Annotated in this window: 2 protein-coding genes; both read right to left on the bottom strand. The window is 59.4% G+C overall.

Annotated elements, in window-relative coordinates; all coding sequences use genetic code 11:
• Positions 1-52 precede the first annotated feature (52 nt).
• A complete protein-coding gene (locus tag ACR0NN_RS23810; protein WP_480685702.1) occupies positions 53-6,280 on the bottom strand; it encodes a hypothetical protein in 6,228 nt (2,075 codons plus the stop codon).
• A complete protein-coding gene (locus tag ACR0NN_RS23805) occupies positions 6,277-16,005 on the bottom strand; it encodes a hypothetical protein (RefSeq protein WP_480685700.1) in 9,729 nt (3,242 codons plus the stop codon). The genes ACR0NN_RS23810 and ACR0NN_RS23805 overlap by 4 nt, the downstream gene beginning before the upstream one ends.
• Between the last annotated feature and the right edge of the window lie 306 nt (positions 16,006-16,311).

Below are 16,311 nucleotides of genomic sequence, written 5' to 3'. Positions count from 1 at the left end.
CGAGGTTCCTTTTGCTGTGTTGAAGCATCTTGTAGGGCGGGGGATCAAATCTTCAGCGCCGTTGCTTGGCAAGCGTTCCCAGCGCGAAGTGACCGCTGAAGCGGGGACCGGCAAGATCGAAGGATGCGGCAAGCAACCCTTCGGGCGGGGGTTCCGTTCCACTGGCGTTTGGGAGTTCGGTGTCGTTTTCGGCTGGGGCCGTTGTCGGTTCTTCGGTAATGCTTGCGACCGACAGCACCGGCATCGCGTCGCGTTCTTCGACCGTCATGGGGTTGTCCACCTCAGATCGTTCCACGTCCTCAACAATGATCTCGATGTCACTGAAATCATCCGGGTCTCCCAGGGCCTGATCCGGTATGACAGCCGCCCATATGCCGTCACCGCGACTGACGACACCGCATTCGACCAGAACTCGACCGGCCAGCATGTATCCGCTCTCGGGTACAAATTTGTGATCGAACTTCACCACGCTGGTGTCATAGTCCAGCGGTCTTAATAGCAGGCTCTCCTTGCCCATGGCGGGCACGGGCAGAGGAATGGTTTCCACAAAGGGGCTACCGGCGGCATCGATGCCCCTGCGGCGCACCTCAATTGACATCAGCGGGGCGGCATCGCCCCCCTTGACGACACCGTCCAGATCGGCGGCGCAACCGGGGTAGGTTGACGTTTCGGGGTTGATCGCGCTGATGGCGGTTTCTGAGAGGCGGCGGCGGTCGAAAGTTCGCCCGCACATGCGCACGCGCCAACCGTCGTCCTTCTCATGACGCCAGACTTCGACTTCGCGCACCGGCAAGGGCTGAATCCATTGTTCGACCGGTCGGGAACAGCGCAGCTCCGGGCGGGTGTGCGGTTGATAGCGGACAAGGCCCAGCCTTACGAAGGTTTCCGCCGCTGGACTGTCGGCGAGTTCAACTTCGACGTACCATTCTTCCTTCCCGGCATCGAAGCGTGGCTCATAGGTGAGAAGAGAAACCAGCATCGGCGGCAAAGGTTCTTCGGCATCGGCCGGTGAGCCATCTGCGTTCTCGCGCTGTCCGGCCTGGGATTCGTCGGACAGCGGCATCAGAACATTGCGCACCAGCGTCGCCTTGCCAATGTGGTCGTCTCCCTTTTCCAGATCGGGAAAGTCGGAGGGTGCGAAGAAAATCTGTTTGTGTGGTTCGCCGACGCGCACTGGATCAGCGCCGCGACGGGATACAAATCGCCCGCCGGGGCCAAGGTGGCTGTCTTCGAAGGGCGGAATGTCGGTCGCCGGATCAAGCGCCTCCGCCGCCGCCGGAGTGTCCTCTGGGCGGCAACCTTGCAGTTGTGTCCCGTCGAGTTTCACAACCCTGTTCCCGCCTTCCTGATACGGTCTTCGGATTAGAGCCTTGTTTTTGGCAAGGTCGATGTTGGAGGCGATCAGCGTCGGGGGCCACAGGACAATGCCGAGCTTTTCGTCTTCTCCGCTGGAAAACCACTCGCGTCCAAGGGGGATGCGAATGATGGACGAGCGGCGACGGTACAGCCGGCCTTTGCGAATTTCGGCAGGCTGATCGGGTGCCGGGTGCCACCGGAAACCGGGCTTCAGGGCGTCGGCATCGGGTTTTGCGGGGCGGATCGTGGCGGGAAGGATCGCTTCCACGGTGGCCGAGCGGTTTTCCTGATCGAATGGGCTGAGCCCTTCTGCCGGGACAAGATCGCCCACGCCATAGGCAGGACCGTCCTTCCCGATCCAGGGATCGCCTGGACGCGCCCGGCGGTCGATGGTCCGCATGAACTCTGCGGTGCGCGCCAGACCGTTGATGCTGACCTGCATGCGCCGCGCTTTGCCGTCCGGAAAGATATGGCGTTCGGTAATCCGGACCCTCGGGTCGCGGCCTTCGAAAAGCGCCCGCAGGGATACCGAATTCCGGCAGGACCCATCAAAGGGACGGGGCAGGCGTTCTGCCCGCAGAAGCGTAACCTCGGCCCGGGCCAGCGTAACCTTTCCGTCCCGCTCGACATCGAAGCCGAACAGGGCGCGGCTTTCCAAGAAGGTTATCTCATTGCCGTCACGGTCGACAGTGTCCGTCGCCGGTGCCCCGCGCGGATCGCCTCTGAGCGGCCACCAGTCGGCCTCTCGGTGGGACAAGGATCGGCCGCGAAACTTGTCGTCAAACGTGGTTGTTCCGGGCAGGACCATATCGGCGCGCACCTCAATCGTGTCGATCTGATTCAGGTCAAGCTCCACCTCGCCAGTCAGGACCAGTTCTGTTGAACCGGGGTGGGCCACGTCCAGCGAGGTGGTGTTTTCGGGGCAGATGCAGGCCGCATCCATCGGCGCGTCGCCGGTGTCCGTTTCGGAGGCGCGGGTTGCTTTGACGCGTTTTTCGAGAACGTCGGGGGCAGGTCGCCAGGCCCGCACGCCATTGGCAGGGCAGGGGGCCTCTGGCACCTCCACATCAAAGTGACCGGGCTGCACAGACGTGATGGCGGGGGCGACCGAGGCGCGGTTAGAGGCCGAAATGGCGCATAGTTCGGCGGTTGCCGCAATCTCGGGCATCGGGTGGCAGATCATCTTGTCGCGGACGGTTCCGGCCAAAGCCAAAAGAACATTCATCGCCGGGCTGGCGATTCCACCGGAGCCGAAATAGGCGCGCGCGCCCTTGGTCTCTTTGATGGCCTGTTTCAGATCGTCGCTAATCTCGTCCGGCAGATGGGACGACGCCCCTTCAACCACATTGGCCGCACAGCTGGCGATCGAGCCATTGCCTTTCTGGGCCAGATCAATCGCCATTGTCTGCAGAACCGAAAAATCGCGGGCGAGGCGTCTGGCGGTCGGCACAAACCACATCTGGACATCGACCCATTCATGCGGTGCAAGATAGAGCGGGATTTCGGTCGCGGAGAACCCGCCGCCCCGGGTGATATCGCCGCGCAACGCAGGGTCGAAGGAGACCGACCGATGTTTGTGGATGAAATCTGCCCAATTGGTGCGCTTGTCCTTCATGCTGGTTTCATGGCGCAGGGACAGGATCACCGGCGTCAGGTGCGGATACCGATCCGACTTGTCCAGCGGGATCAGATCCCCTTCGCCCTGCATGGTGATCGGGCGATCATATCCCCGCAGCAAAAGACGAATGGCCAGATGATCAGCCGCAGGATCAGGATAATAGGATGTATTCTGTGCACCGCGCCGCGCAAAAACCGCGCCGTTTTGAACCTCTCCCCGGTCAAGGTTGTCCCTCGGATCGTCGACAATATGGCGCTTGGCAAAGTGCTGGCGCCCATTGAGGCCGGGCAAATTGCGGGTCCGCACCGCCGGGAGGGTCGCATCCCCCCTGAGCTGGCGAATGGTGCGGTAGGCCCCTCGCGGCGGGCCGCTGACTTTTTGCTGATCGAAGACGCCCTTGTGGCTCAAGAGGTTCGTGTGGGTTACGGCCCGCGCTTGCGGGATCGAGGGTACCAAGATGATCCGCTGGGCGATGTTGGGTTGGCCGCGGGACGTCACCTTCGGCTTGCGGCTCTTGCCGGCCTTTTTGTCAAGGCGTCGGATGACCATCGTACCCGCATGGTCGGGACCCATTGGCCCGTTGACCCGCGTTGCGTGACCTTCTGGCATTGTGACCTGGGGTGCTGCGATCTTGGCCTGCCGCAACGCGCGGACATAGGGGCGAAGGTCACATTCAGGGTCGCAATCTTGCGCATTACTGACCATCGTTTTGGAGGGATAATAGAGATCCGTGGCAGGCGAGAGCGGGCCACTCTTCATATCGTCCGGGAAAGCATATTGCGGGATCGAATGACCGCCCGACAGCACGGCGGCCATCGCAAAGCGATAGGGTTGTCCGTAGCGCAGCCTATGCGGGCGCAAATCGCCCCTGGTCGGCACCGACAATGTGCGACCGAAGATCAGCGCATCACCTGTCGTGTTCTCGCCGCCCTGGGGTTCCGAGCAATCGACCCCCATCGGCCCGCCGTCCCAGATCGCGATGGCTTCTTCGAAAACGGCCTCTGATTCCTGGGTCGTGGATCCTCCGGGATGTCTGGGCAGCATCCGACCCGGCGCACTCATCATCGCACTTTCCAGAGCTATGCGATCGTCCGAACCGGCCCGCCCGATCAAGGTCGTCAGGACGCCTTCGATCGAAGCATTAAGGCCCGTATCCGGCCCGGATGTGCCAAATTTGATGGAACGGGCCATCAGCGGTCGCCAATCCGTTCTGCCCGCTGGATCAGGCTTGCCGACGTGCAGCCGATAGCCGGTGATCAGGTCCTCTGCGTCGATCACGACACCAGCGTTACAACTCACGGTGCAGTCCGGGAGAGCACCGCATTTGGCGGCCTTAGTGGCCATCTTGCAGATCGCATCGCTCAGAAGTCCGCGATCAAGAAGCGTCAGGCCAACATCCTGGCGGTCGCCCTCATCGCTTTGATCTTCTACGGGTGTCTTGTCGGAATTCAGGTTCGAAGTGACCCCGGGGCGCAGGCGTCGGTTGCCCCGGTCCGTGGCCGCGCCCTGTCGGTTCGGCAGGGCGTCATTCGCGTTGTTTTCGAGGTTGGCTTTTATCTTCGTTTCGCGTTGCTGCATCCGAGCAGCCGCTTCGGTTTCGTTGCCGACGGCTTCGGCTTCTTCTTCAAGATCCGCCTGTTTGCCCTGGCGGCGCTGGGTTTCCAGTTCCAGCGCGGTGCGGATGTCTAGGCTGCTGATATCAAAGCGCGGCGCGTGACCCTTCGGCGTGGCGGAGGCCCCGAACCCCATTACCATCAGGCCGCCATAGTGGCGGGTATGGTCCTTCAACCCGTCGCAGTTCGCCTCGCCTCGCGAAACGGGCCAGAAACCGCTTTGCAGGGTGGCTTCGGGCAGGGGCGGGCGGCGGAAAAGCGTCCAGTTCTGGGGGATGCAACTGGCCTTGTCATCACCCATGTCGAGTGTGATGTGGCCGTACTTCGTGATCGCGCCGAGGTCCGCGTCGGGTATTTCGACCTCAACCGCCAGGGTGAAAACCCGGGCGAGGCTTGGGGTGGATTGCATCGTGAAAAAGGCGCGGCTGGCCTGTTCGACGGCCTCCGCTTTGGCTTCGTCCCAGCCTTCCAGAGGCTCCGTCGTAGCGCCGGGTTTGGTGTTGGGATCTGCAGCGGTGCGATACTGGGGCCAGTTGGCGTAGTTTGCCACCCGGGTGAGTTTTGCGAAATCGGGTTCCGCCATCGCGCATAGGGTGGGTGTGATTGCATCGTTTTGCCAACTGGGCGGCAGGCAGCCGCCTTTGTCTTTTTTTTGCAATGTGTTGGCGATCAATAGGTAGTCAGAACTTGCTTTCTCTCTGTCGCCATTGAGGTCGCCCCACAGCTTTTGGCGCTGCGCGATCTTGCGCTTCCTTCGCAGTTCGGCCACCACCAGCGTGTCATTGAGAAGCCGTTCTTCGACGTCATCCTGTTCAAGCCCGGAGGCTATCTGCAGGGCGTCCACATATTGGCTGAAAGTCCGGTTTCCCCGTGGCTTCTCCTTGACGATGGCGTTGACCAACGCTTTCGTTATGTCATCCGTGCCCTCGGGAAGCTGGGATGGTTTGTAGGGTTTGATCTTGTCCGCGACGCCAAGTGCCAGCGGCTTTGCAAGTTTCGGGGCCACTTCCCCGCAGGATTGCTTCAGGGATTTCGCCAGAGCCTGGGCGCGCTGGCATTCCAGAGCAATCGCGAGGTCCGTGTGCCCGATGGACAGCGCGGTTGACACTTTCAGGGTTTCCGGCGCGCGGCGTTGCTGGGAATTCGGAGCCAGCTGGCCATCAGCCCCGTAGATATTCGGGTCTGGCTCGGTGTCGCTATTGTCCGCGACCCCCTGCGTCGCGACGGCTTCGCCCGTCAGGCTTTTGGCCAAACGTTTTGCGAATTCGGACCAAAGCGGCTTGGTTTCTGCAGGCCAGAGCGAGCCGCTCCACATTTTGGCGACATCGCGCACCTGCTTGTCGCTGAGCGTAGACAGCCTGGGGATCTTGAAACGGACACGGCTTGGCGTTTCTTCATCCAGGTCAAGCGCATCGCCACCAGCCATGGGTTGCGCTAGAAGTTTCACGCGTCCATCCGCTTGCCCTTTCAACAGGGTTTCGCGCGCCGCGGTGGGCCAGTGGGCAATCGACACACCCGTGGAGCCATCCGTGACCTCGCCTGGCGACAGCAGAAGCGTCGCCTTGTGGTAGGTTTCGCTGACCCCGTTGCGGCTTCGTTCATAACTGCCATAGGGCACCACGCGGGCGTGGATCGCGACATGCGGAATGGCGTCTTCACCCGCGCCATGGCTCTGGGGGAGATCGGTATTCATGCGAAGGGATCCTCCGGCGTCGTATCGTGGAAATACGTGTTGTAGCGGGCCCAGTTGCGGCTTTGGCATACCGTTGTCCGGTCAATACGGGGCTTGGATTTATCAAGTTGTTCCAGCGGGGTGCGGCCAAAATCGCCGAGCTGGGCAAAGCGAAGGGGGCTGTCTCTGAAGGGTCCGTCGTAAAGTGAAGCACTGTCTTGACCGTTAAAGCCCTTGGCCTCTTGCTTGAACATGGTGATGGAGTATTCGAAGTCCGAAAAACCCATCGAGAAGGAGAAGCTGAAAATCGCTTCCCCGCTCATGTCGCCATTCACCATACCAAGGCGGACGGACAGCGCCGCGCTGAAGCTGAATATCCAGATCGACGCCGATCCGCCGACGAACACCGTCGCGCTCAGTTCTGTCAGTTTCTGGCCATTGTCGGCGACAGACATGCGAATATAGAAACCCGACATGAGCCGCCCCTGACCGCTGAGCGGACCAAAGGCAAATACGGCCGATCCTCCGAATTCGAAGGAGGCTTCAAATCCGACGATCCCGTTGGCATTGGCTTCGATTCCGAAAAATCCAGAACCGCCATATGGCAAATAGGTGATCGTGAACGGGCTCAGGCGGGTGGACAGGGAGGCCTTGAACCGTGCTTCGCCATCGTCGAAAGGAAGGACCGCCGATGTGGCAAGACCGACATTCGAAATGGCCATCGCGCCGACAGTGAAATCGCCGAGGTTCAGGATGTACCCGGCTTCGATTCCGAAACTTGGTGAGGTCACCGGTGACAGGAAAAAGCCGCTGTCGCCCTTGGGGGTCAGAAAACTCTGGAATTGCTGAACGAATTCCAGCATCGGCCCGATTTCATAGTCCGAGTATTCAATATCAAACTCGAACTTCTTGCCGCTTTCTGCGCGGAAGGTTGCACCGTTGAATTTGAGCGTCAACGCGTCGAAGGCGTCTCCGACAAGTTTGACATCAAAGGGCCCGAGCGCCCCGGTGGTCGTTACGTTGATATTGGGTGCGCCACCGCGAGCCGCCCCGGTCAGGTCGATGGAGATGCCGGTTTTGATGGTCAATTTGGTGCCTTCGCCGGGCGCGAATATGCCCGCTGTGGCGGCCCTGACCTCTGACCCCAGCGCAACGCCATAGCCATAGGTCATTTCCGTCTTGGTCGGCACAAGGCTGAGGATATAGTCTTCGACCTGTCGGCGCAGAAACTGGAAATCTATGGCGGCGAAAATGTCGCCGCGCACAATTTCGCGCAGGATGCCTGCGATTTTTTGGGCAACCCGCAACGGCGTGGGATTGAGGTTCGACCATTCTTCAAGAAACGTTCGGATGAACAGCTTGCCGTCGTCTTCCCGCGCTCCGCCAAAGAGGTCGTTCTGGTGTAGGTAGTAGAGCCAGGCCACGTCACCGGCCAGTTGATCGGACTTTGTATCCGGGTTCTCCGTGTTGGGTGTGTATTGGGCTTCCTTGCTTTCCTGTTCTTCATTTTTCGGCAGGATGTATTTGACCGCTTTCCGGCCCATTGGCTCGACCAACAGGCTCTGGGCAAAACCAATGTTCTGCCCGATTTGCGTGATCTGTTCATAGGCGTCGTTACGGCTTTTGAGGATGCCTGCATAGATGGACGGCAAGGTTTGTCCGCCAATGCCGACCCCCAAGGCATCGCGCAGCGCCTTGTTCGCGATTTTTTCAAGGTCTTCAAGGGCGTCACGGATAAAGACCTCCATCTGGTCTTCGATTGCTCCAAGCGCCAGGACGACCTGATTTTCGATTTTCACGATCTGGGCGACGGTCCAGTCGCGAAGTTCGCCCTTGAACGTGTCAATCGGAGCCGTATTGGCCGGAACGTTGCCGACCCTGACCGCCACAAGATCCTTGAGCGGTTCCATGCTGTCCGGTTTCGCAATGCCTTCGAACCGTTTGATCAATTCGTCCAGCCAGCCGATTGTGCGATTGAGTTGGGTGTTCAGGGCTTCAAGCGATGTGGGCACGATCGCGGGAATTTCGGGGATACTGTTGATTTCGTCCCTGACATTCGTCACTTGCGCCCTGAGATATGTCAGCGCCTGAACGCAAAGCGCGGCGAGGTCTCTGGCATAGGCGTCGGCGGTTTTTTCGAAGGATTCTTTGAGGTCGTCGAATTCCTTTTTGAGCCCTTCCAGTGCTTTCTTGTTGTCACCTTCCGGCAGACCGCCAATAGCGGTTTCAACAACCTTGGCAATGCCCGCCAAGGCGGTGACAAGGTGCAACGTGTCGTTATCAATGATTTCCTCAATCAGCGCTTCAAAAGTGACTACCAGCTGTTCCAGTTGGGTGGATAGACGGGCCATCATCATTTGGCGGTGTTCGACGAAGGCCCCAATGTCCTTGGCGATTTTAGTCAGGTCCTCGATTTTCTCCGGGGTGCAGGCCGGGGGAGTAGCCGTAAAAGTTTTGATCTTTTCGTGGATCCGATTCAGACGGTCGTTGTCGTCCGTAAGTGATTTCTCAAACCCAGCGACAACGGAAATGTAGGCATCAAGTGCGGCTGTTGTGCTATCGGCGACCCTGAACAGGTCATCCCGCTTCTCCACAACCTGATCTTTGATCCCTGTGTCCGTCAGAACTTTATCAGAATCGGTAACGCTTTTCTCGACCGTTGCGCGGATGGTGCTGACCTGGGTTTTCCAGCCACTGATGTGATCGGAATGTGCTTTGATACGTTGCTGGAGGTCGGTCAGTTCCCCGGGCGGAGGAAGGATCGCTGCGATTTTCGTGATGATGGCTTTCTGGACGTCAATGCAAAGCGAATCCACTTTGCTGAGGTCCAGCGGGCCGAAGTTGAATTCAACCAGGTCGCGCGTGGCGGTCAATGCGCCTGGAATGTCACTTGCGTTAACGGCTGCAATGACCTTGCGCGCCAGCCGTTCGTTTACCCGCACGAAGCGCCATTCCTCGGCAAATCCGGCTCTGACCCAGGCTTGTAGTTCCGGGAGAATGCGACGCCATTCGGTCTCAAAATCGGGTGAATTGCTGGCGTTGTCCCAGATATCCACCGCTTTGGAGAGGAAATCTTTGGCTTCGGCCAATTCTTTTGGAATTGCGACGGGAGGGGTCGCCTTGTTCAGTAAGTTTTCGACCGCTTCAATTTTTTCCAGCGCGGCCCGTGCATAGGCAATGATAAGCGGATCACTCCGATTGCTATCAAGCGCCCGGAACCTTGCGCCAATCAAGGGGCTTAACAGTCGGTTGGACGGGGCCTCCTGAAGGAAGATATCTTCCAAATCGACAGTTCCGCGTCCTTCGATCAGGCCGACCAGCAGACTTTTGGCAATTTCGCGCACCTGGTCATGCGTGAATTTGAGAGCGTTCTGAGCGTCGTCGGGGAGTGTCGGAATTTCCGGGAAGAACACAAGGTCATATGCCGCGTTTTCGGGAATGAAAATCTCGAGAACGCGGGTGATGTAGTCATCCAGAGTTTCCGGCGCGTCTGTGCCTTCGCCGTCGGCAAGCCATTGCGCGATGGCAACGGCGTTCTGGATATGGGTGTCGGCGGCGGTGTTATTTCCAAGAAACACCTTGAGCGCGATGCGCAGAATTTCGGTCCGGTTTTTGTCCAGACCGGAGAACAGATCGAGGATCTGGTCAATCCCTGCCGACACGGTGGCCGCGATCCGGCGACCGGGGTCGGACGCCGCGCGGAAAAGGGCATCGAGGAAGCGGCGACCGGAGGAGAAGACCTCGCTTGTTGAAAGGGTGAAGGAAAGGGCGTCGGAGGCATCGGCGGATTTCTTGAGCGCGGCTGCAAAGGCCACAAGGGTGCAGTGAAGTTCGGGGAAGACCGATTTGAAACTGATAGTGCTGAGTGCACCGCCCGGAATTTTCGCGGTCTGTTCCTTGATTTCGCGATCCAGATCGTCCCAGCCGTCGCGAATTTCCGCCACCGCACCCGATAGCGGCACGATGACTTCGGAGCGGGCGGCCTCTGCTGCGGCTTCGATCGCGCCGAGCGCATCATCTACCGTGTCCTGGGTATCGCTGATCGCCTGTTGAACTCCGGCTGCGCCATATTGAATCTGTTCCGCAAGCTGCGGCGCACCTGTGGATGGCGGATCGAGGTTTTTTATGAACTGGAACAGGTCTTTGATGCTGATCAGACCCAGGATCTTGGCATCACCGTCGAAGATGTCGGAGTAGATCTTCTTGGCCTCCTTGAGGCCGTTTTCCAGTTCGGTCGAAACAAGATGGGACTCGTTCGGGGCACAGATGTCCATCGCTTTGAACTGACTTGTTTCGCTGGCGACCGCTGAGGAGGACTCCTTGACCATCGACATCAGTGGAGCAACAGAGAGCAACGCGTTACAGGATTTCTGCAGGTCTTCCGCTTTCACGTCCGCGGCATTTTTGGGAAGGGCACCAGACTCTTCGGGGAATTTGATCAATTTGTCCGTGTGCCAGGTCAACGCGCCGCGAGTCCGGGATAGAGCGACCAACCGACCGGACGGGCGGAAGACGCCACCGGAATTGTCGCCCTTGTCGCCCATATCCAGCGCGGGCCGGTCGATCATGGCGAGGTAGACTTCGGCCTCATTGCCATCCATGACCTGATGCAACGTGCCTTCGGCGGACTGGCTTCGGGTTTGCCCCGACGGCAGGCCGAAAGCGACATAGCGACCATCGGGCATGGCCCGCAGGAAACGGGGGTCCTTAGTCTTGCCGGCTGTGTCGTTCAGGGGCCTGCCCACCAGACGTTCGGCCTGTCGGGGCCGAATGCGGGCGCATTCCAGAGCCGGGTAGAAAGGCGGCTGGTCCGCGCCTTGCAAAAGGGGGTCGGATTGATAGTCAATGTCTGACCGGTGAACCTCCTGCGCCAGACCCTTGGAGTTTTGAACGGTCGTTGTCCCGCGCTCCAAACCTGTTGCACAGAGTGTCCAGAGCATGGTTTCGACGCTGGCCGAGCCGGCTTCAAGCTCCGGAGCGTAGCGACGCTTGCCGCCTCGCATATTCAGGGTGCGCAGATGCTGCAGTGGGTCGAAGACTTTCTGATCTTTGTCCGCGGAAATAGGGTCGGGGGTTTCAAGGCTGTTGTAGTAGAGTGTCAGCGCACCCAATGTCGCGGCATGATTGGCGGCCACATTGTCGACGAAAATCAGCGGCAGGTCGGTCTTGGTGCCATCCAGGTCCAGTTCGAACCGGATGTTCGAGCTTTCGAGTTTCGCGGTGCGCGGCCAGAAGACAAGACCCTGTGATCCTGCGCCCAAATTGATGCGCCCATTGGGCAGCACACCCCCCGGGCCAAGGGTGGCGGGAATTTCCGTATCGGACGGGTCGACGATGTCCGGCGTCTTGCTGGTCAGGTTCACAAGTCGTTCGACCGGGAACCGGCGACCCTGCGCAGGTTGTTTCAACGCAGGATAGATCTTGTCGGCCTTGCCCACCCGGATGAACATGCGCTGTCGCAGAACCGCGCGGATCGCGCCACGTCGGTCAATGAAAAAGGTGCGTTCGGTCACCTGTACAAGGGAGGCGCGTTGCCCGATGGGCCATAGGAAACCCTTGTAGACGACCTCGCAATGGATGTCGCGACCAAGGTTCGTCCTTTGCTGCCAGCTTTCGACCGACAGTGCAGGGAACAGCGGGTTCCTGTTTGTGTCGAAGGCCGCAGCGGGCGTGGAAAAACTGGAGGCGTGCCGCAGGCTTAGGCCTAAGGTGCTCAGCGAAAGTTCAACGGTGCCCAATGTCTGCGGGACGTAAAGCGCGGACCCGGTCTGCACATCCACCAGCCGGTGGCGGGATGCGACCTCTGCCTGGCTTGCACCTTCAACCAGTGCCCCGCTTTCGGAGCGTTTGCCAAGCGCGGGCAGGCCCCAGGCCGAGGACAGAATGACCAGTTCATGGCGGGCATAGGCATCCAGGGGCGCGCGGAACCGCAGATCACGCTTGGCGACCTTTTCCCGTTTTTTTGCCTGACCCGAAAGGAAGTCATGCAACCGTTTGAACAGGGAATTCTGGCTGATGCTATCAACGTCACCTTCGCCTAGTGTTTGGGCCTGGGTCTGATGCGGGCCAATGTGCCATGGAGCGAGCGGACCCCTAGGCGGGGCTGCCGCGCCTGGAAATGGCTTCCCACTGACGGTCTTGGCCACCCGGCTTTCGAACACATCGGGGCGCAGGTCGGGTGAATGGACGGCGCGCAGGTTCGGATCCACCTCGTCGACGAGAAACTGCACGGTAAAGACTTCGGTTGCCACAGGTGCTAATGGGCGGTCCTTATCCACGGCGAAAACGCCATCTGGGACCGCGCCATCATTGGCCACCACAACAGCGTTTTGATCTGGCGACAGCGTGAGGCGGGCCATTTCGATGGCTGTCTCGTAACGCGTTGGCGTTTCCCTCAGGCTTTTGGCAATCTCGCCGAGCCTTGTGTCGCTGGTGACCCAATCCCCGTCGGTAAAACCCAGATGATCCAGTCGAGCGGCCTGCGACGTATCCAGCCGTCGCGCGCTTCGCGCGTCCAGCCGACCGGCTTCGCTAGGGCGATATATAGTTTCGCTTCGGGCTGTGACGGACAGTTCGAAATCTGAAAACTGCGTCATATCGGCGAGCGTCAGTTTGAGGCGTTCGCGCACCAGTTCCGCCGGTGCGTCGGTTGGTGTATCCAGTGTGTCGACGTCGGTTCGCGCCACCGAGATGCCATCGCGGCACCGAACGCGGAACGCCAGACGCGAAGGTGGCGCGATGCGGGCGCGGGCGGGAATGTCGACATCCTCGGACCCGCTGATGGCCAATTTGAAAGCGGCTAGCGCGCTGATATGGCGGTCGGCAAATTCGGCGGCTGAGACACCGGTTGCAGCTGCCCAGTCCGGCAGAGCAGTCTGTCCCGACCGGAAGGCATAGATCGCCTCAAAATGCGTTCCATCCAGATCGATCGCGCCAAGCCGGGCGTTTCCCCCTTCAAAGGCCTCCAGGATCACATCACGGTAGGCTGTCCGGTAAAGCTGATAGGTCGGGAAAAGCGCTTCCAGCCGTTGTTCAAGCGCAAGCGCACCGTCAAAGGTTTCTGCCGCGGTCTTTATGCGCTCATCTTCAGGCGTGGGCGGTTTGGCTTTCTTGGCGCGAATAATTTCTTCTTTGGCCGTGTTGCCGATGCGTTCGAAAAGCCTTTCGATTTGCGCGTCGATATCGACTTGCTGCTTTTTCGCCCAGATTTGTGCGGACAGCCGCATGGCATCAGGATCTAGCGCAAACTGGCCGATGTAAATTTCTTGGTCTTTGGGCAAACGACCTAACGGCCGATCTTTGAGCTTCTGCGAGTAGGACTCTGCGTGCTCCGTGAAGGCCGCCGCGTTCGGGTCGACGCTTCCGGATTTTCGGTTTGAAATTTCCCTGCGGAACTTGGCACGAATCTTCTCCGATTTCATCTGCCGCAGCGCTTCGACGATCTGAACGCGATCATTGATATCGAGAGTCCAGCCGCCGTCCATGTTGCGGCTGAGGTAGACGGGCTCCTTTGCCCCGGTCAGTTCGCCCTTGTCGACTTTTGGGTCGAACGTAAGCCGTGCAAAGGGTTGTTCCACTTCGCCATCGAAGACCTTGATCTCCACATCCGGGGGGTCGGTCGGAAGGGGGCGGAAGTAGGCCTCTTCCAGCATGTGCTGACCGGGGAATTCTACGACCAGCACGGGCCGGGTGTCGTGCGGGCGACCCTTGGACGTCGGGGCAGGGGACAAGAGGCAGGCCGCGTTCTTGCGCACCAGTTCGACGGTATCGCCCTGAAACGAAAGGCCGAAATCCTGAAAGCGGAACACAAGGGATAGAAGATCTGCGCTGCGGGAGGCGCGGAGACTGGCGTCGCGCAGGTCGAACTGTGCCCGTTCGACCTCCTTTGGCGGGGCGAGGCGGATATAGCTTGTCAAGGGCGGTGCGATGGGGCCCTGGGCAAACAGGATCGTCAGGTGCGTTGGCGCGAACATCAACCGGTTGGTGGTGGCATCGGGGATGGTGACTGCGGCCTCGCGCATGATGCCGTTGACTTCGGCCCAATCCGCCTTTGGCGTGTTGCGGAAGATCGGGTCGGAGGTGCGCCACCCTTTCCAGCGATAGACAATCTGCACTTGATCGCCCCGGCGCGGGGAAAATGCGCCACCTGAGGTCGGCGCTGTCGGGGAGGGTTCGGCGTTGCCGTCCTCTTCCGGGCTGAAGCCGCGAAAACTGATCGGACCCACTGGTGTCATCATGCGCCAATGGAGGCTGCCCGGCCCGGTGAAATTGGCGTTGAAGCTTATGTTGCCCTCGCACCGGGCATAGTCGAAGCGATCCATGCCGGCAGGCGCATCCACCCGTTCCAGCAATCGGCCCTGAAGGGACTGGAAAGGCCCGGCCGATGCGTCCGGGGGACCTGTCAAACTAAATTTTGTCCATTGCGCGGGCAAAGAGGCTTCGGATCGCAACATACCCGGGCCGAGTTGGCCATCTTCAATGTCGCTTTCGTTCAGAACGCGGAATTGCACCTGTTGCGGGCTGGCACCGCTTCGCTTCAGGTGAAGCTGCAAACCGGGGTCGCGCCGCTGTGCGTTGATTGTTATCTGTTCGACATCCTCTTCCAGTGTGGCTGTGCCAACCAGTTCGAAGGGGCGGGCGGCCCGTGCGATATCGTCGGGCAGGCCCTTGGGGCCAGGGCCTAATTCTTCGGTTTCGGCCTGTTCTTCTGCAGCTTCGGCGTCTTCCGCTGGGGGACTGGCACGCGTGGGGGCCTGCGGGGTCGTGCCGTTTTGTGCTCCCTCCACCGCCTGCGGGTCCTTGACTGGTGCCCACTCCAGTGTCAGGTCGCTCAGTGTGACGTCCGGCGTCAGTGCCCAGAGCTTGGCGGTCTGGGTTTTGACCGTCCATTTCAGGTCGCGGTGCAGGAACAGTCGGGTCAGCCGATCAGCATGCCGACGCTCAAACCCGACCTGACCGTTGAAAATCAACCGCATGGTCGAAGTCACACGACCCGCGTTCACCAATTGGGAGAGCGTTGGTTTTTCCTGATTGATCCAAGTTCTCAGCGGCAGAAACCCGTTGACAGTCTGCGCAACCGTATCGGGATCGGGTTCAAGAGCGAAGGTCTGGGCGGCGGTCGCGCTGCGGGTCAAGCTCCAGAAATTTGTGGACACCTCGATCGTGAACACATTGCGGCGCGGAACACCGGCGCCGAGGGTTTCAAGAAACTTCAGGGTTCGACGGTCGTAATCGTCCTTTTTGGTCTTGAGTCTCGCCAACAACGCGGTGCCTTCGGGGTCCGGGATGCGACGCTGCTGAAAGGTGAAGGTCATGCGGCGGTCGGCGATGCGCCCGTAGGCGAGGCGTTCGACCGTCAGGGTGTAGCGCTTCAGGCCATTGTTCTCGGTGAATCGCAGGCGGACCTGTGCGTCGGGGCCGAAACGGTTCATGGCGATTTGCCAGACCGTGATCGGTTGCGTTTCGTATTCAGGGGGCGGGCAGGTTTCGAATACACGGAGTTTTTGCCAGAACTCCCGGCGCCTGGCATCAAGATCCTGAACAATCGCGACGGACAGGATGCCGCCGTCCTGGGTGAAAACCAAATCGGTTTCTTCAGTCAGGATTTCCGGAATGTTACCAAAATTTTTCGCAGTTGCGGCAACAGGCGCGGCAATAGCAGACCCTATGAACGCACGGCGCGTAATTCCGCTTTCATTCCAGTAGTGAGTTCTTTTCAGATTGACCCGATCAAATTCGTCTTTCAATAATCAGTCCTCAACCTAAATCAAGGAATGAACAATTTGCCCATTCTTCGCAGTTTAAATCGCCCGCGAAGCCCGTACCTGGAAATCAGCCCCGAACAGCACACATAGATAGAATAATATGGACCCTTGGCGCGTCTTTCGCGCAAACCTTGCTGGTCAGCATGCTGGAATGATGATGCATTGAAAGAATGTGCGCTGCATCTGCGCGGTTACCCCTTTGTCAGGTAGCTTATGGCGTTGTTAAAATACAGTCAATACGATTTGGTTCTGAAGGTTCTGTCGCAAATTTCTTTGAGAGTTGTATAG

Source organism: Ruegeria sp. BA2, assembly GCF_056539605.1.
The sequence above is the reverse complement of the archived record's forward strand: the minus strand, read 5'-3'. Positions and strand labels throughout refer to the sequence as shown.

What these genes read in the sequence shown, in the direction of transcription:
- ACR0NN_RS23810 (WP_480685702.1), bottom strand. Translation starts at nt 6,280, where the DNA reads ATGAATACCGATCTCCCCCAGAGCCATGGCGCGGGTGAAGACGCCATT.